This window comes from Sphingomonas sp. BK345 (assembly GCF_014193845.1).
Classification (GTDB): Bacteria; Pseudomonadota; Alphaproteobacteria; order Sphingomonadales; family Sphingomonadaceae; genus Sphingomonas.
In genome coordinates, this window is sequence record NZ_JACHZX010000001.1 from 31,529 (window position 1) to 51,287 (window position 19,759).

A 19,759-nucleotide genomic window follows, 5' to 3' on the forward strand; every position below is an offset into this window, starting at 1 on the left:
TTAATACCAAAACGTAACCAAGGGGTGGGCATGATCCGCAGCACGCTGGGGGCCTCGATCGGGGCGGCATTGGTGATCGCGACACCGGCGACGGCGCAGCGCGGCGGTGACGTACCCAAGCTGCTTCCCATGCCGCAGTCGCTCACGCGCGGAACCGGCACGCTGACCGTCGCCGCCGGCACTGGCGTGGCCACGGAAACGCCGCTGGCCGAGACCGCGGCCAGGCTGCTGATCGATCATGTCCGCACCGCGCGCGGCATCGCACTCGCGCCCGTCGAGGCCACGAGCGCGCGGATCCGCTTCGTCGCCGATCCCTCGATCAAGGGCGATGAGGCCTATCGCCTCACCGTCGCGCGCGACGGCGTCCGCGTCGCCGCCTCGGCCGCGCCGGGCTTCGTCCACGGTGCGATGACATTGGTGCAATTGCTCAGCCCTGACGCGCGTTTCGGCCAGCCCGTCCGCGTGCCCGCGGTGACGATCGAGGATTCACCGCGCTTCGCCTGGCGCGGGCTCATGCTGGACACCGCCCGGCACTTCCTCCCGCTGCCCGAGATCGAGCGGATCGTCGACCAGATGGCCGCGGTGAAGCTCAACACGCTCCACCTCCATCTCAGCGACGACCAGGGCTGGCGCTTCGAGGTGAAGCGCTATCCGAAGCTCACCGAGGTCGGCGCGTGGCGCACCCCGCCCTCCACCGGTGGCGCGGCGCCGATGCAGCGCTACGGCGGCTTCTACACGCAGGACGAGCTGCGCGGCCTGGTACGCTACGCCGCCGACCGCGGCATCACGATCGTCCCCGAGATCGACCTTCCCGGCCACGCCCAGGCGCTGGTCGCGGCCTATCCCGAGTTCGGCGTGCTCGGCGACCGCCCCGAGACAGGCAACGGCTGGGGCATCTTCCCCTATCTGCTCAATCCCGGGCCCGAGGGCGTCGCCTTCGTCAAGCAGGTGCTCGACGAGCTGATCGACGTGTTCCCCGGCACCTACGTCCACCTCGGCGGCGACGAGGCGGTGAAGGACCAGTGGGAGCGCAGCCCCGCCGTCCAGGCGCAGATCAAGGCGCTCCACCGCAAGGACGAGAACGCGCTGCAGAGCTGGCTGATCGACGAGCTCGGCACCTATCTGTCGAGCAAGGGTCGGCGGCTGATCGGCTGGGACGAGATCCTGGAGGGCGGCCTGCCCCCGTCGGCCTCGGTGATGTCGTGGCGCGGCGAGAAGGGCGCCATCGACGCCGCGAACCAGAACCACGACGTCGTGCTCTCGCCCGCGCCGACGATGTACATCAACTATCTCCAGAGCCACCGCGCCGACGAGCCGCCCGGCCCGATCCAGGTGCAGACGCTCGCCGACACCTACGCCTATGACCCGATGCCCAAGGGGCTCGACCCGGCCAAAGCGGGCCACGTGCTCGGCGCGCAGATGAACCTGTGGAGCGAGTATCTCGTCACGCCCTATCAGTATCAGCACTCGATCTTCCCGCGCCTCGCCGCGCTGGCGGAGAACAGCTGGATCGAGCGGCCGCGCGACTTCGCCGGCTTCCTGACGCGGCTCCAGCCGCAGGTGGCGCGCTGGAAGCGCGGCGGGGTCGAGGTGGCAGACTCCAGCGCCGCCGTCGGCTTCCGGCTCGCGGGCACGCGTGGCGAGGCACTGCGCGGCAAGCGGGTGAATCTCACGCTCGCGCAGGACGCGCCGCAGGGGACGATCCGCTACACGCTCGATGGCGCGGCGCCGACGCCCAGGTCGCGCCGCTACGCCGCGCCGCTGTCGCTCGTGCTCGGGCAGACGGTGCGCGCCGCGCCGTTCGACGCTGCCGGCACCGCGCTCGCCGCGCCGCGCGCGTTCGACACCGGGCGCGCGGCGCTGCTCACGCGCGTGTCGGGCGAGATGGCGGCCTGTCCGGGCGAGACGCGCGGGCTGCGCGTGCCGCTCACCACCGACGCCACCGCCAACACGCCGACCTACGACATCAACATTTTCAACCTGTGCAGCGTCTATCCCGCCGCCCCGCTCGACGTCGCGGGCGGCTTCACCGTCGAGGTCGCGCGGCTGGCGCGCAACCACGGGCTCGCGCACGACTTCGACAAGGTGCGCCGCCACTTCAACGTCACCCCACACGGCGAGCTGCTGGTGATGCTGGGCTGCCCCGCGATGAAGGACGGCAAGCCCGTCCCAGACGCGCCCCGCCCCGCCGTCGTCGCGAGCTTCCCGCTGCCCGATCCCGCGAGCACGCCGCAGCGGCAGCGCTTCACCGGCACGCTGCCGGCGATGGACGGCGACCGCGACCTCTGCTTCCAGTTCACCTCCCCGCTCACCGAGCCGCTGTACGCGGTCGAGCGGGTCAGCCTCACGGACCGTCGTTGATGCGTCGTACCGCCCTGCTCTGCCTGCCGCTCCTGTTCGTCGCCGGCGCCGCGGCCGCCGCCCCCAAGGCCGTTACCCCGCTCGACACCGGCTGGCGCGTGCGGATCGACCCCGCCGACGCCGCCGCGGCCAGGGCGCATCCCCGCGCCGCCCAGTGGTTCGCCGCGACGGTGCCGGGCAGCGTCCAGCAGGACCTGATCGCGACGCGGCAGGTGCCCGACCCGTTCCTGCGCACCAACGAGGCGGCGATCCAATGGGCCGGGCTGACCGCCTGGCAGTATCAGCGCGTGCTCCACGTCACGCCCGCGATGCTCCAGCGCGACCATCTCGACCTCGTGTTCGACGGGCTCGACACGTTCGCGACCGTCTCGATCAACGGTCAGGTCGCGCTCACCGCGGACAACGCGCACCGCCGCTGGCGGGTCGACGCCAAGAAATGGCTGAGGGTCGGGCGCAACGAGGTCACGATCGCCTTCGCCTCGCCGATCAGAAAGCTCCAGCCGATGGTGCTGGCGGAGGCGAACCCGCTGCCGGGCGAGTATGACTCCTCGTTCGGCGACGAGCCCAAGGGCAAGCAGACCTCGCCCTACATCCGCAAGCCCAAGTACCATTACAGCTGGGACTGGGGTCCGCGCATCGTCAACGTCGGCGTGTGGCAGGACGTGCGGCTCGAGGCGTGGGACGAGGCGCGGCTCGACCGGATGGTGGTCGAGCAGGTCGCGCTCAACGACCAGGAGGCGCGGCTCGCCGCCAAGTTCGAGGTGATCGCCGATCGCGCGCGCACCGCGACGCTGCGCGCGCAGGTGGCGGGGCCGGACGGTAAGACCATCACTGCCGAGCAGAACGTCTCGCTTGCCCCCGGGCTCAACCGCGTCACCGTGCCGCTCGCGATTGCCTCGCCGCAGCGCTGGCAACCTGTCGGCTATGGGGCTCAGCCCTTGTACCGCGTCAGCGGCGCGTTGGTCGAGGACGGCGCGACGAGCGACGGCGCCGAGCGCCGTATCGGCCTGCGCACCGTCGAGCTGATCCGCGGTGACGGCGCCTTCGGCTTCCGCGTCAACGGTATCCCGATCTTCGCCAAGGGCGCGAACGTGATCCCGTTCGACAGCTTTCCGTCGCGCGTCACCGCTGAGACGATGCGCGGGCTGCTGCGCGACGTCAAGGCGGTCAACATGAACATGCTGCGGATCTGGGGCGGTGGCCACTATCTGCCCGACTCCTTCTTCGACGCCGCCGACGAGATGGGGCTGATGATCTGGTCGGACTTCATGTTCGGCGGCTCGGTCACTCCACCCGACGCGGCGTTCCGCGAGAACGTCCGCGTCGAGGCCGAGGAACAGGTCGCGCGCCTCTCGGGCCACCCCTCGATCGTGCTGTGGGCGGGCGGCAACGAGGTGCTGTCGGGCTGGGAGAATTGGTCCGATCGCAAGGCGTTCAAGAAGCGGGTCGGCGCCGACGAGCAGGAGCGGATCGGCACCGGCATGGCGGTGCTGTTCGACCGCGTGCTGCGCGACGCGGTGCGCGACTATGACCCGGCGGTCCCGTACTGGCCGGGCTCACCCTCGACCGGTTACGAGGGCCCGGTCGACACTGATGCCGCCGGCGACCGCCACTTCTGGGACGTGTGGTCGGGCTCCAAGCCGGTCGAGAACTATCTCGACAGCTGCCCGCGCTTCATGAGCGAGTACGGCTTCCAGGGCGCACCCGACCTCGCCACGATCAAGGACTTCGCGGGCACGCTCAAACTCACCCCCGATGCGCCGGTGATGCGCGCGCACCAGAAGTTCCTCGCCGGCGAAGGCAACGAGCGGCTGATGTTCTACCTGCGCGAGCGCCTCGGCGAGCCGCGCGACTTCGCCGACTTCGTTTATCTCACGCAGGTCAACCAGATGCAGGCGATCGAGCTGGCCGCGCTGCATCACCGCGCCTGCCGCCCGACCAACATGGGCTCGCTCTACTGGCAGCTCAACGACGTCTGGCCCGCGATCTCCTGGGCGAGCATCGATCATTCGGGGCGGTGGAAGCTGCTCCATTATGCCGCGCGTCGCTTCTTCGCGCCGCAGGCGATCGTCGCCGAGCATCGCGACGGAAAGCTGCGCATCGCCGTCGTGTCCGACGCGACCCAGCCGATCGCGGCGCGCTGGCGTGTGCGCGCCTTCGCCACCGACGGCGGCGCGTTGGGCGAGCGCGGCGGCGACCTCACGCTCGCGCCGCTCGCCGCCGCGGAGGTGGCCTCGATCGCCGACGCCGAGCTGTTCGCCGCCGCGCCCGCCGAGGCGAGCTATGCGGTGGCCGAGCTCATCATCGGCGACGCAGTGGTGAGCCGCCGCGTGATCGAGCGCGTGCTACCCAAGGCGATGCGCTGGCCCGATCCCGGTCTCAGCGCGCGCTGGGACGGGCGCAGCGTCACCGTCACCGCGCAGAAGCTGGCGAAGGCGGTGATGCTCGACTTCGGCGCCACCGCGGCGCAACCGTCCGACGACGGCTTCGACCTCTTGCCCGGCGAGAGCCGCACCGTCACGATCGAGTCCGCAGCATCGCCGACCGCGTTGAAGCGCGCGCTGGTGCTGCGCTCGCTGGGAGGAAAGCATTGATCTGGCTGTTACTCGCGCAGGCCGCCGACCCGGTGGCCGCGACCGTCGCGACGATGACGATCGAGGAGAAAGCGGCGCAGCTGCAGAGCACCGCGCGGGCCGACACCAAGGCCAAGCTGCCCGCCTATGACTGGTGGAGCGAAGGGCTGCACGGCGTGGCGCGCAACGGCTACGCCACCGTCTTCCCGCAGGCGATCGGCATGGCCGCGACCTGGGACACCGACCTGGTCCACCGCATCGGCGACGTGGTCGCGACCGAGGCGCGCGCGCGCTTCAACGCGCGACCGGTCGACGCCGACCGCCGCATCTATGAGGGGCTGACGATCTGGTCCCCCAACATCAACATCTTCCGCGACCCGCGCTGGGGCCGGGGGCAGGAGACCTACGGCGAGGACCCGTATCTCACGGGGAAGTTGGGCGTCGCCTTCATCACCGGGCTGCAGGGGCCGAACCCGCTCTATCCCAAGGTAATCGCCACCCCGAAGCATTTCGCGGTGCACAGCGGCCCCGAGGCTGGGCGCGACGGCTTCGACGTCGACCCGAGCCCGCAGGACGTGGAGGCAACCTATACCCCCGCGTTCCGGCTCGCGATCACCGAGGGCAAGGCGCGCTCGCTGATGTGCGCCTACAACTCCATCCACGGCGTGCCCGCCTGCGCCTCCTCGCCTTTGCTCAACGACCGGCTGCGGCGCGACTGGGGCTTCACCGGCTTCACCGTCTCCGACTGCGACGCGGTCGCCAACGTCCATCTCTTCCACCATTACCGGCTCGACGTCGCCGAGGCGGCTGCGGTGTCGGTGCGCGGCGGTGACGATCTCAACTGCGGCAACACCTATGGCGCGCTGCCCGAGGCGGTGAAGCGCGGGCTGGTGAGCGAGCAGGAGGTCGACCGCGCGCTGATCCGCTCGCTCGAGGCGCGTCGCGCGCTCGGCATCGCGTTCGACGCGACCAGTCCCTGGTCGAAGATCGCAGCCAGCGAAGTGGGCACGCCCGCGCACCACGCGATCGCGCTGGAGGCGGCGCGCAAGGCGATCGTGTTGCTCAAGAACGACGGCGATCGGCTGCCGCTCGCGCCGGGTACCAAGGTGGCGGTGATCGGCGCCAACGCGGACGATCTCGGCGTCCTCCAGGGCAACTACCACGGCACCGCCGCGCGCCCGGTGACGCCACTACAGGGCGTGCGCGCGCGCTTCCCGGGCGCGACCTACGCGCAGGGCTCGGTGCTGGCGGACGGCGCGCCGGTGGTGCTGCCCGAGACCGCGCTCAAGGGGCTGACCGTTAGCTACACCGCGGGCGAGCGCACCGTCGCCCCCGCCGCGGCGCGCACGATCGACCTCGACCTCAACCGCGCGGCGCCCGCACCCGAGCTGCCGGTGACCGGCTATGTCGCGCGCTGGACCGGCGCGCTCCAGCCGCCGGCGGCGGGGCGCTACCGGCTGGTGCTCGACCAGACGCAATGCTGGAAGAACTGCACCACGCATGACAGCGCGCGGCTGACGATCGGCGGGCGCGTGCTCCACGACGGTGCGCTGCCCAAGGGCCGCGTCGAGATCGATTACGACAGCGATGGCAGCGCGCAGCCGCTCGAGCTCACGCTTGACCATCGCAGCGAGGACGACAGCTTCCGCCTGCTGTGGCTGCCCCCCGCCGACGCGCTGCTGGACGAGGCGGTCGCCGCCGCGCGCGGCGCCGACGTGGCGGTGGTGGTCGGCGGGCTCTCGCCCGACCTCGAGGGCGAGGCGCTCCAGGTGCAGGTACCTGGCTTCGTCGGTGGTGACCGTACCGACATCGCGCTGCCAGCGCCGCAGCAGCGGCTGCTCGCCGCGCTGAAGGCGACGGGCAAGCCGATCGTGCTGGTGCTCGCCAGCGGCAGCGCGGTCGCGGTCGATCCCGCGGTGGCGGACTCGATCGTGGCGCTATGGTACCCCGGCGAGGCGGGCGGCACCGCGCTGGCGGACGTGCTCTCAGGTGCGACCAACCCGTCGGGCCGGCTGCCGGTGACCTTCTACAAGGCGACAACCGACCTGCCCGCCTTCGTCGATTATGGCATGAAGGACCGGACCTACCGCTATTTCACCGGCACACCGCTCTGGGGCTTCGGCCACGGGCTGAGCTACACCCGCTTCGGCTATGATCGAGTCAGCGCGCCAGCCACGCTCGCTGCGGGAGCGCCGCTGACGCTCACCGCGCGCGTGACGAACCAGGGCCAGCGCGCCGGCGAGGAGGTGGTGCAGGCCTATGTCGTGCCGCCAGCCACCAAGGGTGGGAGCTTCACGGCACCGGTACTCCAGCGCCAGCTTGCCGGCTTCCAGCGCATCGCGCTCCGGCCGGGCAAGAGCGGCACCGCACGGCTCACGCTCGACCCGCGCTTCCTCAGCGTGGTCGAGCGCGACGGCCGCCGCCACGTGCCGCCGGGCGCCTATCGCGTCTGGGTTGGCGGCGGCCAGCCGGGCGATGGAGAGGGAAGCTGGGTCGCCGTGACTCTAACGGGCGAGGACAAAGACCTGCCGAAGTGAGGGCGCCTCGCCTTACCACCTCGTCGCCCCGGATTCATCCCGGGGCCTACCTCGCAGCGCACCTCGCGATCGCGACGCGCGCGGCACGGTGGATCCCGGACCATGTCCGGGATGACGACCTAGGAGAAGACATAGCATGACGATCGACCGCCGCACCTTCGTGGGCGCCGCCGCGGCCCTGGCCGCCGCCCCCACGACCGCGCGTGCCGCCACCCACGCGGCCTTCGCCAGCAAGCGCCCGTCGCTCGGCGAGCGCCGCTTCACCAGCCGCGCGGTGGAGCAGGAGATGCAGCGCGTCTCGACCAAGATCGGCGATCCCAAGCTGCGCTGGATGTTCGGCAACTGCTACCCGAACACGCTCGACACGACGGTGCGGCTAGGAACGGTCGACGGCCGCGCCGACACGTTCGTGATCACCGGCGACATCGACGCGATGTGGCTGCGCGACAGCTCGGCGCAGGTGGCGCCCTACGTCCATCTCGCCAAGGCCGACCCGCGGCTGGGCGAGCTGTTCCGCGGGCTGATCGCGCGGCAGGCGCGCTGCATCCTGATCGACCCGTATGCGAACGCCTTTCTTGAGGACCCCAGGGCCAAGACGCAGCTGGAATGGTCGCTCAAGGACGTCACCGAGCTCAAGCTGGGCGTGGCCGAGCGCAAGTGGGAGATCGACTCGCTCTGCTATCCGATGCGGGTGGCGCTGCAATATTGGCAGGCGACCGGCGACGCGCGCCCGTTCGACAGGACCTGGGCGGAGGGCGCGCGCGCCAGCATCCGCACCTTCCGCGAGCAGCAGCGCAAGGACGGGCCGGGGCCGTACCGCTTCCTGCGCGTGTCCGACCGCAACACCGAGACGTTGCCCTCGCGCGGCTACGGCAATCCGATCAAGCCGGTCGGGCTGATCGCCTCGGGCTTCCGCCCCTCCGATGACGCGTGCCAATATCCCTTCCTGATCCCGTCCAACCTGTTCGCGGTGAGCGCGCTGCGCGGTCTGGCGACGGTGGCGAACGAGGCCAAGAAGGATGCGGCGCTGGCGCAGGAGGCAAGCGCGCTGGCGGACGAGGTCGGCGCGGCGCTGCGCGCTTACGGCACGATGAAGCTGCGCGACGGCCGCGAGGTCTGGGCCTATGAGGTCGACGGCTACGGCAATGCCTATTTCATGGACGACGCCAACGTGCCGTCGCTGTCGGGGCTCTCCTATCTCGGCTGCGTCGCCCCCGACGACGCGCTGTGGCGCCGTACCGAGGCGGCGGCGTGGAGCGACGTGAACCCCTATTTCTTCCGCGGTCGCGCCGGCGAGGGTATCGGGGGTCCGCACGCGGGGCTGCGGCAGATCTGGCCGATGTCGCTGATCGTGCGCGCGCTGTCGACCAACGATCCGGCGGTGATCCGCGCCTGCCTCAGGACGATCCGAGACACCGACGCGGGCACGGGCTTCATCCACGAGAGCTTCGACCAAGACGATCCGAACACGTGGACGCGCCACTGGTTCGCCTGGGCCAACGGTCTGTTCGGCGAGCTGATCGTGCGGCTGGCCGCGACGCAGCCCGCGCTGCTCGCGGGAGCGCTGTAATGGAGCGGGACGAGGTCGGGACGCTCGCTGCCGTCACCGGTGCCCCAGCGGAGGCCGGGGCTCAGTTGGAGAACGCTGCGCAAGAGTCACTACGGCCTACGCAGCTGGACCCCGGCCTTCGCCGGGGTACGGGCGAGGTGAGAAACGAAGCGCCGCGCCCTCACCGCCTCCAGCTCAGCCGTCGCGCGCTGCTCGCCACCGCCGCGAGCACCGCGCTCGCCGCCCCGCTCCCCCTCGCCGCCGCGGCGCGAAGGCAGCGCACCGCCCCCAACCTCTTCGTCGGCACGGGCGGCGACGGCCACACCTATCCCGGAGCGACGCTCCCCTTCGGCATGGTGCAGCTCTCGCCCGACACCGACGTCGAGCGCTGGGACACCTGCTCGGGCTACCACCACGGCGACGGCTCGATCATGGGGTTCAGCCACACCCACCTCTCGGGCACGGGCATCGGCGACATGCTCGACGTGCTGCTGGTGCCGACACGCGGCGAGGTGAAGCTCACGCCCGGCCCGCTCGCCGATCCCGACGCTGGCTATCGCCAGCGCTACTCCGACGAGCTTGCCGAGCCCGGCTATTACCGCGTGAAGCTCGAGAGCGGCGTGCTCGCCGAACTCACCGTGACCGAGCGCACCGGCTGGCACCGCTACACCTTCCCCGGGGGCGCGGCGCATGTGCTGGTCGACCTGTCGCACCTCGTGCTCGACAAGAGCGACGCCAAACCGCTGATCGACGAGGCCTCGCTCGCGCTCGACGCCGAGGGCACGCTGACTGGCAGCCGCCGCGTCCATCGCTGGGCCAAGGGACGGCGCATTCACTTCGCACTCCAGCTGTCGCGCCGGCCCGACCGCGTGACCTTCTACGGCGATGAGGACAAGGAGCAGCCCGCCGGCGCCAGCGGCGTGCGGGGCAAGCGCGTCAAGGCGGTGCTCCACTTCGACGAGGCCGGGGGCGCGCCGCTGCTGGCGCGCTGCGGCATCTCCGCGGTCGACGTCGCGGGGGCGCGGGCCAACCTCGCCGCCGAGGCGCGCGGCTGGGACTTCGACGCGGTCCGCCGCGCCGCCGCACGCCGCTGGGCCAACCAGCTCGGCGCGATCGCGGTGGAGGGCGGCAGCGCCGACCAGCGCGTCATCATGGCCTCGGCCTTGTACCACGCGATGGTCGCGCCGACACTCTTCTCCGACGTCGACGGCCGCTACATCGGACTCGATCGCCGGCCGCAGCGCGTCCCCGCGGGCGAGCGCGCTTTCTCGACCTACTCGCTGTGGGACACGTATCGCGCGCTCCACCCGCTGCTGACGCTCGTCGCGCCCGATCAGGCCGGGGCGCTGGTGCGCGACCTCGTCCGTCAGACGCAGCAGAGCCCCTACGGCCCGCTCGTCTGGCCGCTCCAGGGCGTCGAGACCGGGACGATGATGGGCTGGCACGGCGTGTCGGTGCTCGCCGAGGCGCAGGCCAAGGGGATCCCCGCCGACTATGCCGCCGCCTGGCCGGCGATCCGCAAACGCTCGTTCGATTTCACCGCGCCCGACCTCGACAACAGCAAGGGTCGCGACCTGTACGACGCCAAGGGCTATGTCCCCGCCGACGTCTGGTTCGAGAGCGTCAGCCGCACGCAGGAATATGCCTATGACGACTGGGCCTCGTCACACCTCGCGCGCGCTGCGGGGCAGAGCGCCGACGCCGAGCGGCTGGGGAAGCGCTCGGGCAACTGGCGCAACGTGATCGATGCCCGCATCGGCTTCGCGCGCCCGCGCTTCGCCGACGGCAGCTGGTGGAAGGACTATGATCCGATCCAGCTCGGCCACATGCCCAAGCCGTGGTGGCGCGACTATACCGAGGCGAACGGCTGGCAGGCGACCTTCCTCAACCAGCACGACGTCTATGGGCTGATCCGCCACATCGGCGGCGACCGCGCGTTCGAGGCTAAACTGGACGCGCTGTTCACCGCCCCCTCGACGCTGCCCGCCAACGCGCCGCCCGATATCGCCGGGCTGGTCGGCCAGTACGCGCACGGCAACGAGCCCGACCAGCACGCGCCCTATCTCTACGCCTATGTCGGCGCGCCGTGGAAGACGCAGGCGATGGTGCGGCGACTGTGCGTCGAGATGTACCAGAACGCGCCCAAGGGCGTGATCGGTAACGACGATTGCGGGCAGATGAGCGCCTGGTTCGTGTTCTCGGCGCTGGGCTTCTACCCGGTCGACCCGGTCGAGGCGGCCTATGTGTTCGGCTCGCCCCTGTTCGAGCGCGCGACGCTGCGCGTCGGTGATGGCAAGCGGCTGGTGATCGAGGCGCCGGGCAACCGCGCCGACACGCCCTATGTCGCCGCGGTGACGTGGAACGGGCGGCCCTGGACGAAGAGCTGGATCAGCCACGCCGAGCTGGTCAGGGGAGGCACGCTGCGCTTCACGATGAGCGCGACGCCGGTGCCCGGCTTCGGCCGCGCGATGGCGGATCGCCCGCCGTCGTTCGGGCGGGTGCCGGGGTGAGCGCGACTTTCTCGCTTCCTATTGCCGCGGCGAAGGCGGACCCTTTGCAAGAGCCGCGCAACGCTCTCGCACTTCCGTCATCCCGGACTTGTTCCGGGATCAACGCTTCTGCGAAGGCGAAGGGCGGTAAGTTCGCGGGACGGTGGTTCCCGGAACAAGTCCGGGATGACGGAAGGTTTTTCAAAGGTCTCGCGACCACCCCGGCTCACTTTCGGGTCGCGCGCGAGATGCGGCGACCTTGCCCAACTGAACCCCGGCGTTCGCCGGGGTGGTGCTATCCTCTGCTATCGCGCCCCGACTGGAGCCACCCATGACCGACCTCACCCGCCGCGCGCTGCTCGCCGCCAGCGCCGCCACCGCCGCACTGCCCGCCGCCGCGCAGCGCACCGCTGCGCCGAAGCCCTGGGGCGCGACGCCGTCGCGGCGTCAGCTCGCCTGGCACGCGCGCGAGCAATATGCCTTCGTCCATTTCTCGATCAACACCTTCACCGACCGCGAATGGGGCTACGGCGACGAGAGCCCGGCGTTGTTCAACCCCAGCGACTTCTCCGCCGACCAGATCGTCGCCGCGGCCAAGGCGGGCGGCATGCGCGGCATCATCCTCACCGCCAAGCACCACGACGGCTTCTGCCTCTGGCCGACCCGGCTGACCGAACATTGCATCCGCAACAGCCCCTACAAGCAGGGCAAGGGCGACATCGTGCGCGAGATGGAGCTGGCGACCCGGCGCGCCGGACTCGCTTTCGGCCTCTATCTCTCGCCCTGGGATCGCAACCATCCGGAGTACGGCCGTCCAGGCTACGTCGACTATTTCCGCCAGCAGGTGGTCGAACTCTGCACCAACTACGGCGAGCTGTTCGAGTTCTGGTTCGACGGTGCCAACGGCGGCGACGGCTATTACGGCGGCGCGCGGGAGGCGCGGAAGATCGACGCGCCGCGCTATTACAACTGGCCGTCGATCGTGGCGCTGGTCCACCAGCATCAGCCGATGGCGTGCACCTTCGACCCGCTCGGCGCCGACGTGCGCTGGGTCGGCAACGAGGACGGCGTCGCGGGCGACCCGTGCTGGCCGACCATGCCCAACCACCCCTACGTGCAGAGCGAGGGCAACTCGGGCGTGCGCGGCGCGCCTTTGTGGTGGCCGGCCGAGACCGACGTCTCGATCCGCCCGGGCTGGTTCTACCACGCCGACGAGGACGCCAAGGTCAAGGACCCGGCGCGGCTGCTGCGGCTGTACGACGAGTCGGTCGGGCGCGGCACCAACCTCAACCTCAACCTGCCGCCGGACCGGCGCGGCCGGCTGCACGACCATGATGTCGCGGTGCTCAAGAGCTTCGGCGACGCGCAGGCCGCGACCTATGCGACCGATCTCGCGCGCGGCGCGGTCGCGCACGCCAGCGCCGAGCGCGGGCCAGCCTTCGCCGCGGCGCGCGTGCTCGACGGGCGGCGCGACACCTATTGGTCGACGCCCGACGCGATCACGACGCCGACGCTCACGCTCGACCTGCCGCCGGGCCGCGCGTTCGACGTGATCCGGCTGCGCGAGCATCTGCCGCTCGGCGTGCGCGTGACCCGCTTCGCGGTCGACCTGGAGGAGGGCGGCGCGTGGCGCACGGTCGCGGAGCATGAGTGCATCGGCGCGCAGCGGATCATCCGCCTGCCGCGGCCAAGCGAAGCGCGGCGGCTGCGGCTGCGCGTGGTCGAGGCGCCCGCCTGCCCCGCGATCAGCGAGATCGCGCTGTTCCGCCAGGTTGCGCCGGTCGCGGTGGCGCCGGTGCGCTCGTCCGACCCGACCGTGCTCGCCAAAGACAAGTGGCGCATCGTCGCGGCGAGCGGCGCCGGTGCCGAGGCGCTGATCGACGGCGACGCGGCGACGCGCTGGACCGTCCCCGCCCCCTCCTCCGCCGCGCCCGCGAGCGTGACGATCGATCTCGCCGCGGCGCTGACGTTGACCGGCTTCAGCCTCACGCCCTCGCGCACCGTGGCGAAGGATACTGCGCCGCCGCGCGGCTATCGTTGCGAGACCAGCGCGGACGGCACGACCTGGCAGCCCGCGGCCAGCGGCGAGTTCGGCAACATCGCCTATGCGCTGTCGACGCAGCGCGTGGCATTCACGCCGCGCCGGGCACGTTACCTGCGCGTGACCTTCGACGCGGTGGCACTGCCGGCGTCACAGCTGACGGTGGCGGAGATCGGGGCGTTTGGGGGAATGTGAGTAGGGCGCACCGCGCATCTCCCGTCTTCGGCCAGGCTGATCCCCACGCCCCGTTCGTGCTGAGGAGAGGCTGAGCTCGTCGAATCCTCGTCTCGAAGCACCTCCGAACGTCCGGCGTGGCGGTGCTTCGAGACGGCACTTCGACTTCGCTCAGTGCCTCCTCAGCACGAACGGAGCGGAAGCGCGCGATCTCACAAGCGACGCGACCAACCAAGCCGGCCCCCGCCCCTGATCCCACCCTCAGTTCCCCATCCACCCACCTTTGAAGCCGGCGCGCTCCAGCCCGGCGCGCACGTACGGGTTGCGCTGCATCGTCTTCCAGATCAGCCCGCTGCGCCAGTTCTCGATCATGCAGGCGATCGGCCCCTGGTCGATGCCGAGATAGTCGCTCGCTACCCAGCCGATGCCGGGCACCACCTTGCCGTGCTTGAGCGGTACATTCGGCAACGTCAGCGTCGGGTTAAAACTGTCGAAGAAGCCGTACTGGCCGTAGATCGCGGTGCCGTAGCGCTGGTACATCTCGCGCGCGGCGGGCAGCACGATCTCGGGCGCGAAGGCGATCGAGCCGAGCGCCGCGGTCGGCGCGATCGTGCCGTCGTCGCGGTCGCCGGGACCGCGCGCCGAGTAGGAGAAGAACTCGCGGTTGCGCCCGTCGATCTCGCGGACGAAGTCGCCCGGTCCGTCGCACGCGGTGAGGCCCCAGACGTTCTCGTCATAGCCGCGCCAGCCCGGCGGATTGTTGATGCAATAGCGCCGTTGCGCATAGGTCGCGCGCCGGCTGTTCTCGAAATAGTCGAGCCCGCGGCGGATCGAGTAAGCGTCGCGCACGCCGCGAAAGTCTAGCCATACCTGACTGTATTGGTGGCCGAACAGCGGCGGGAAGGCGGTGAAGGGATTGTCGTACTTCTCGTCCCACGAGGGATCGAAGCGATCGGTCCACTCCGCCCAGGTGGTCGGCGGCAGCGCGTGGGTGGGCGAGCCGAGCGCGAGCACGTAGAGGATCAGGCTCTCGTTGTAGATGTTCCAGTCCGAGCCGATGAAGCCACTCTCGGGATGCCAGCCCATCGCCACGAAGGGCGCGCGCGGCGTGATCCAGTCCCACTCGACCGCGCGGTAGATCTGGTCGGCGAGGTCGCGGATCTGCTTCTCGCGCGCGTCGGTGGGATCGTCGAACCAGGTCTGCGCGAACAGCACGCCGCCGAGCAGCAGCGCGGTGTCGATCGTCGACAGCTCGCAGCGCGCGAAGCGATGGCCCTTGGTGGTGCCGAGGAAGTGGTAGAAGAAGCCCTTGTAGCCGCTGGTGTCGTCGCCCGGCCCCTGCGGCGCCTCGGCGAAGAAGCGCAGGGTGGTGAGCGTCCGCTCCGCCGCCGCCGGGCGCGTGATCCAGCCGCGCGTGACCGCGATCGGGTAAGTGGTCAGCGCGAAGCCGACCGCGGCGATCGAGGCGAAGCTCGGGGTCGGCCAGCGATCGGGCGCGAGCCCCATCACCTGGTCGGTGGTGTTCCAGAAGAAGCTCACGGTGCGCTTCTGGATGTCGTCCATCAGCGGGTCGCTAGCGGAGGCGGGGGTGGTGCCCAGCTCGGGCAGCACGCCGGGGAAAGCGAGCCGTGGGACGCGCGGTGCCGGGGCGGTACATCCCCCGGCGAGGGCCGCGCCGCCCAGCGCGGCGGCGCGCAGCATGTCACGTCGGTCGAGGATCATGCACCTCCTGCGAGTAGAGCGCGGCGGACGGCCCCGCGCAGGCCGTCCGCCGCTTGGTGGGTCAGAAACTGAACCCGGCCGAGAGTTTCACCGTGCGCGGCGGATTGCCACCGATGCTGTACGTCGAGTTCTCGCGATAGATGCTCGGCGAGGCCGCGGTGCGCGTGGTGTCGGTGGGATCGTTGTTATAGTCGACATAGTTCCGGTCGTTCATCGCGTTGAGGATGTCGACGCGCAGGCGCACGCGCGTCTGGTCGCTGAGGAAGCCCAGCGGCACGTATTTGGTGAAGGCGAGGTCGAGCTGGCGCCGACCCCAGCGATCGCCGAGCCCGAACACCTCGGAGCCGACGATCCGGCGCTCATAGGGCGTCGCCGTGTCGAGCAGGGCGCGCTGGAAAAGCGGCGACTCGATCTGGAACTTGGCCGAGAGCGTCACGCCGATCGGCGTATCGGCGCTACCCGCGATCACGAAGCGGTGGCGCGGCACCACGCCCGAGCGCAGCATCGGGTAATCCGAGGCGCTGGGGAAATCGAGCAGGAAGTAGGCCGCCTGATCGTTGTTGGGCCGGTTGTCGGTCGCCGCGGTGAAGGTGTAGGTCGCGTCGAGGCTCCACGGCGACGCCGCCGAATAGGCCTTCGTCAGCTTGACATAGGCTGAGTCCGCCTTGGTCTCGAGCCCGTTGTCGCCGATGATGATCGCGCCATAGCCCGACGGCGCGAACGACACATCGGGGCCCTGCGGTGCGCCGGTGGTGGGCGACGGCGCGAAGAAGGAGCCGTCGGGGCGGCGCGTACCGAGCAGGTAGACGAAGCCGTCCTTGCTGACGATCCGCGTATAGCCCAGCTCGAGCTCGACCGGGTTGAAGCGGCCGCGGATGCCGAGGCTGAACTGGTCCGAGTAGGGGATCTTCAGGTCGTTCTTGATGAAGCGGAACTCGCGTCCGCCCGGCACGCCGTTCCCAGCCAGCTGCTGCCGGCCCGCCTCCGTGAGATAGGCGTCGTTCCACGGGATACAGGTCGCGCTCGGCGTGCACGGGTTGATCGTGTCGGCACCCTGGAAGAGGAACTGGCGGCGCTGGAAACGACCGTTCGACAGCTCCTGCTGCAGGAAGTCGAACTGGTTACGGTCGTAGGACCGGCCATAGCCGCCGAACACGGTGAAGCGGCCCTGCTCGTCGAGCCGGTAGGTGAAGCCGACGCGCGGCTGCCACGCGCCCTTGAACGCCTTCCGGTTGTTCCCGGTCGAGATATAGTCGTTGATGTTGTAATCGGCGTTGTTGAGGTTCGGGTAGTTCGCCGACGACACCGCGGCGAGATCCTCCGCCGAGGTGACGTAGTTGAGGAACGCCGGGGTGCGCTCATAGTCCCAGCGGACGCCGAGGTTGAGCGTCAGCCGATCGGTGACGTCCCAGTCGTCCTGGATGTAGGCGCCGAACTGGAAATTGTTCGAGCGGATGCGCGGGTCACCCAGCGAGCCGTTGGCGCCGAACTCGAGGCTGTACGGGATCGTGTTGTTGAAACCGCTCCCGGTCGGCAGCGTCGTGTCGTACGAGTAGAGCGGGTTGATCAGGTTCTGCTCGAGCGAGTTGAGCTTCACCCACTTGGCCTTGGCGCCGACCTTGATCGTGTGGCCCTCGAAGCCGGTCCAGGTGAAATCGTCCTGCACCGTCCAGCCGGTCTGGCCCTTGTCCTGCAGGCTCAGCCCGGCGCCGTCGCGGAACAGGTTGAAGGTGCTCACCCCCGTCGGCGTGCGCGAGGTGGCGCGGAACTGCTGGCTGATGCCGTTCGTGGCAGGCTGCGGCGACCAGCTGACGTCTTCATAGGAGACGCGCAAGTCGTTGACCCACTTCTCCTCGCTGTGCTGCCACCGGCCCATCGCACGGATCTCCTCGACCTTGGTCAGGGTCGCGGTGGAGAAAGCGGCGATGCCGTTGCTGATCTGATAGCCCGACTCGTTGCGGTACTTGCCGGTGAGCTCGAACAGGTCCTTGTCGGTCGGCGTCAAGTCGATCTTGCCGAAATACAGGTCCTGCTTGAAGGTCGAGTTGAAGGAGCCGAACAGATCCTGATACTGCGCCGGCAGGCTGCTCACCGCGATGCCGTTGCCGGGAAGGATGTCGACCGGGATCTCGCGGCGCTTGCCCTCGTAGCTGACGAAGAAGTGCGCCACGTCCTTGACGATCGGGCCGCCCAGCGCGACGCCATATTGCTTGTCGGTCGAGGCGACCTTGTCGATCGTGTTGGGGAAGATCTCGGTCGGGCGGCGATCGCGCAGGTTCTGGTTGGTATAGTCGAAGAAGCCGTCGCCGTGGAACTCGTTGGTGCCCGACTTGGTACCGGCGACGATCGCGACCGAGCCGACCTGGTCGAACTCGGCCTTATAGTTGGACGACAGCACCTGATACTCGCCGATGGCGAGCTGCGGAAACGGGTTGCCCGGCGAGCTGTCCTGCCCGGTGAGGCCGCCGCGCAGCACGTAGTCCTTCTGGCTGACGCCGTCGATGAAGACGTTGACCGAGTTGCTGCCCTGCGCGCCGCCCTGGATGCGCGAGCTGCCGTCGGCGCTCTCGATGAAGCGGACGCCGGGCGCCAGATCGGCGAAGGCGAGGAAGTTGCGGCTGTTCTGCGGCAGCTGCTCGATCAGCCGCTGGGTCACGTTGATGCCGACCTGGCCGCCCGAGAGCGAGCGCAGCCGGCTGCCGGTGACGATGATGTCGCCCGGCTCGCCCTGCGGCGTCGCCCCGCCCTGCTCCTCGGTGGCGGCGTCACCCGTCGCGCCCTGCTGGGGCGCGTTGCCGTTCGCGTCCGCTCCCGCGGCCGGCGCCGGCGCGGTCGCGGCGGGGGTGGAGAGATCGAGGTCAAGTCCGGCGTTCTGCCCGACCCTAAGGGTGAACTGGTCCGAGTTGCGCACACCCGCCTTGGTGCGGATCTCGAGCCGGTAGGCGCCGGCGCGCAGCGAGGCGAAATTGTAGCTGCCGTCCGGCCCGACGACGGTGGAGCGGCGGTAATTGGTCGCGACCTCGACGATCGTCACCTCGGTGACGGGATTGTCGGGGGTCGAGCGGATGACGCCGCGCAGCGACGCCTGCCCCACCTGCGCCGCCGCGGGCGCGCTCCACGTGGTGGCCAGCGTGGCGCCGAGCGCCCCGATGGCGCCGAGCGCGGTCGCGCGTGCCCATGCCGTGCGCATCATCCTGCGCCGGTTCGATCCCTTGATCATGACTGTGTCTCCCTGTCCGTTTCTGTTGTCGTGTCGCGCACCACCAGACGCGGGACGATCGCCTCCGCGTCGGCCGGGCCGACCTCCACCAACCCCTCAGCCGGCGCGACGATCCGCCGCGCCAGCAGCTCCACCGCGCGCGCGCCCAGCGCCGCGATGTCGACCCGCATCGTCGTCAGCGCCGGCGTCACCAGCCGCGCCAGCGGAATGTCGTCGAAGCCGGCGACGCGCACCTGGCCCGGCACCGCGATCCCGCGCCCCTTCAGCGCCACCAGTGCGCCGATCGCCATCGCGTCGTTGGCGGCGAACAGCGCGTCGGCCCGGATCGCGCCGCACGCCACCTGTGCCGCCGCGGCGGCGCCGCTCGCCTCGGTGAAGTCGCCCTGGATCACTGTCAGCACGACGCCGGCGCGCTCGGCCGCGGCTACTGCGCCGGCGCGGCGCTCCTCGGCATCGACGTTGCCGACTGGGCCGGCGACATGCGCGATCGCACGCGCGCCCGCGGCGACGAGATGGTCCACCATCGCCGCCGCGCCCGCGGCATTGTCGACCCGCAGCGCCGCGCCGACGAGCCCGGGCACGCAGTTTAGGAACACCGCCGGCAGCCCCGCGGGCAGCTGCGCGCGCAGCTCCGCCGCGCCGAGCTGCGGCGCCATCACCACCAGCCCGTCGACCTGACCGCGCAGCGCCGCCAGCGTGTTGAGCCCGCGCCCGTTCTGCAGCACCGTCAGCAGCAGCGCGAGCTTCTGCGCCGCCACCTCGCGATCCATGCCGCGCAGCAGCTCGGAGAAGAACTCGCCGTGAAGGTCGGGCAGCACCACGCCGACCGCCGACGTTCTCGCCAGGCTGAGACTGCGCGCGCCGGCGTGCGGCACATAGCCGAGCCGCGCCGCCACCTCCTGCACGCGCGCGCGCAGCTCGGGCCGGACCCGCTCATGCCCATTGAGCGCGCGCGACACCGAGGCGACCGACACCTGCGCCTCGCGAGCGACGTCACGGATCGTTGCGTTCGGCATACGCCGCCTGGACGTCCTCTCCCGCGACGGCGCGCACCACGCGCATTGCCGTCCTTGATGTAACCGTTTACACGTAA

General features: G+C 70.3%; 9 protein-coding genes. 6 read left to right on the forward strand and 3 right to left on the reverse strand.

Features of this window, described 5'->3' with window-relative positions:
- Positions 1-30: 30 nt before the first annotated feature.
- The 6 genes from FHY03_RS00115 (at position 31) to FHY03_RS00140 (ending at position 13,745) form a co-directional block, all read left to right on the forward strand.
- On the forward strand, positions 31-2,361 hold the full coding sequence (locus FHY03_RS00115) for a beta-N-acetylhexosaminidase (RefSeq protein ID WP_183928019.1): 2,331 nt from the start codon (positions 31-33) through the stop codon (positions 2,359-2,361).
- Positions 2,361-4,955: a glycoside hydrolase family 2 protein gene (locus tag FHY03_RS00120; RefSeq protein WP_183928021.1), complete on the forward strand. Its 2,595-nt coding sequence runs from the start codon at positions 2,361-2,363 to the stop codon at positions 4,953-4,955. Before FHY03_RS00115 ends, FHY03_RS00120 begins: the two co-directional genes overlap by 1 nt.
- A complete protein-coding gene (locus FHY03_RS00125; protein ID WP_311721265.1) occupies positions 4,952-7,471 on the forward strand; it encodes a glycoside hydrolase family 3 C-terminal domain-containing protein in 2,520 nt (839 codons plus the stop codon). The genes FHY03_RS00120 and FHY03_RS00125 overlap by 4 nt, the downstream gene beginning before the upstream one ends.
- A 136-nt stretch (positions 7,472-7,607) precedes the next feature.
- Positions 7,608-9,041 (forward strand): glycoside hydrolase family 125 protein, encoded by a 1,434-nt coding sequence (locus FHY03_RS00130; protein WP_183928023.1) that lies wholly within the window; start codon positions 7,608-7,610, stop codon positions 9,039-9,041.
- A gap of 137 nt (positions 9,042-9,178) precedes the next feature.
- Positions 9,179-11,530, forward strand: a complete 2,352-nt coding sequence (locus FHY03_RS00135) for a GH92 family glycosyl hydrolase (protein ID WP_311721266.1) — start codon at positions 9,179-9,181, stop codon at positions 11,528-11,530.
- A gap of 310 nt (positions 11,531-11,840) precedes the next feature.
- Complete coding sequence (locus tag FHY03_RS00140; RefSeq protein WP_183928027.1) at positions 11,841-13,745, forward strand: alpha-L-fucosidase; 1,905 nt, start codon at positions 11,841-11,843, stop codon at positions 13,743-13,745.
- A 240-nt stretch (positions 13,746-13,985) separates the two neighbouring features.
- Here the strand turns inward: FHY03_RS00140 and FHY03_RS00145 are convergent, their stop codons facing one another.
- The 3 genes from FHY03_RS00145 to FHY03_RS00155 form a co-directional block, all read right to left on the reverse strand.
- The gene (locus tag FHY03_RS00145) at positions 13,986-15,443 is read right to left on the reverse strand and encodes a glucoamylase family protein (protein WP_311721307.1); all 1,458 of its coding nucleotides are present in this window, start codon (positions 15,441-15,443) and stop codon (positions 13,986-13,988) included.
- Between the two features lie 64 nt (positions 15,444-15,507).
- Positions 15,508-18,666, reverse strand: coding sequence for a TonB-dependent receptor domain-containing protein (locus FHY03_RS00150; protein WP_260158556.1), 3,159 nt, complete (start codon positions 18,664-18,666; stop codon positions 15,508-15,510).
- Positions 18,663-19,682 carry a LacI family DNA-binding transcriptional regulator gene (locus tag FHY03_RS00155; RefSeq protein ID WP_183928029.1) on the reverse strand — a complete coding sequence of 340 codons (1,020 nt, stop codon included), beginning with the start codon at positions 19,680-19,682 and terminating at the stop codon, positions 18,663-18,665. Before FHY03_RS00155 ends, FHY03_RS00150 begins: the two co-directional genes overlap by 4 nt.
- Between the last annotated feature and the right edge of the window lie 77 nt (positions 19,683-19,759).

Bases quoted from the DNA above. Each gene is read 5' to 3' on its own strand.
- FHY03_RS00115 (WP_183928019.1), top strand. From the start codon at position 31: ATGATCCGCAGCACGCTGGGGGCCTCGATCGGGGCGGCATTGGTGATC.
- FHY03_RS00120 (WP_183928021.1), top strand. From the start codon at position 2,361: ATGCGTCGTACCGCCCTGCTCTGCCTGCCGCTCCTGTTCGTCGCCGGC.
- FHY03_RS00130 (WP_183928023.1), top strand. From the start codon at position 7,608: ATGACGATCGACCGCCGCACCTTCGTGGGCGCCGCCGCGGCCCTGGCC.
- FHY03_RS00140 (WP_183928027.1), top strand. From the start codon at position 11,841: ATGACCGACCTCACCCGCCGCGCGCTGCTCGCCGCCAGCGCCGCCACC.
- FHY03_RS00150 (WP_260158556.1), bottom strand. From the start codon at position 18,666: ATGATCAAGGGATCGAACCGGCGCAGGATGATGCGCACGGCATGGGCA.
- FHY03_RS00155 (WP_183928029.1), bottom strand. From the start codon at position 19,682: ATGCCGAACGCAACGATCCGTGACGTCGCTCGCGAGGCGCAGGTGTCG.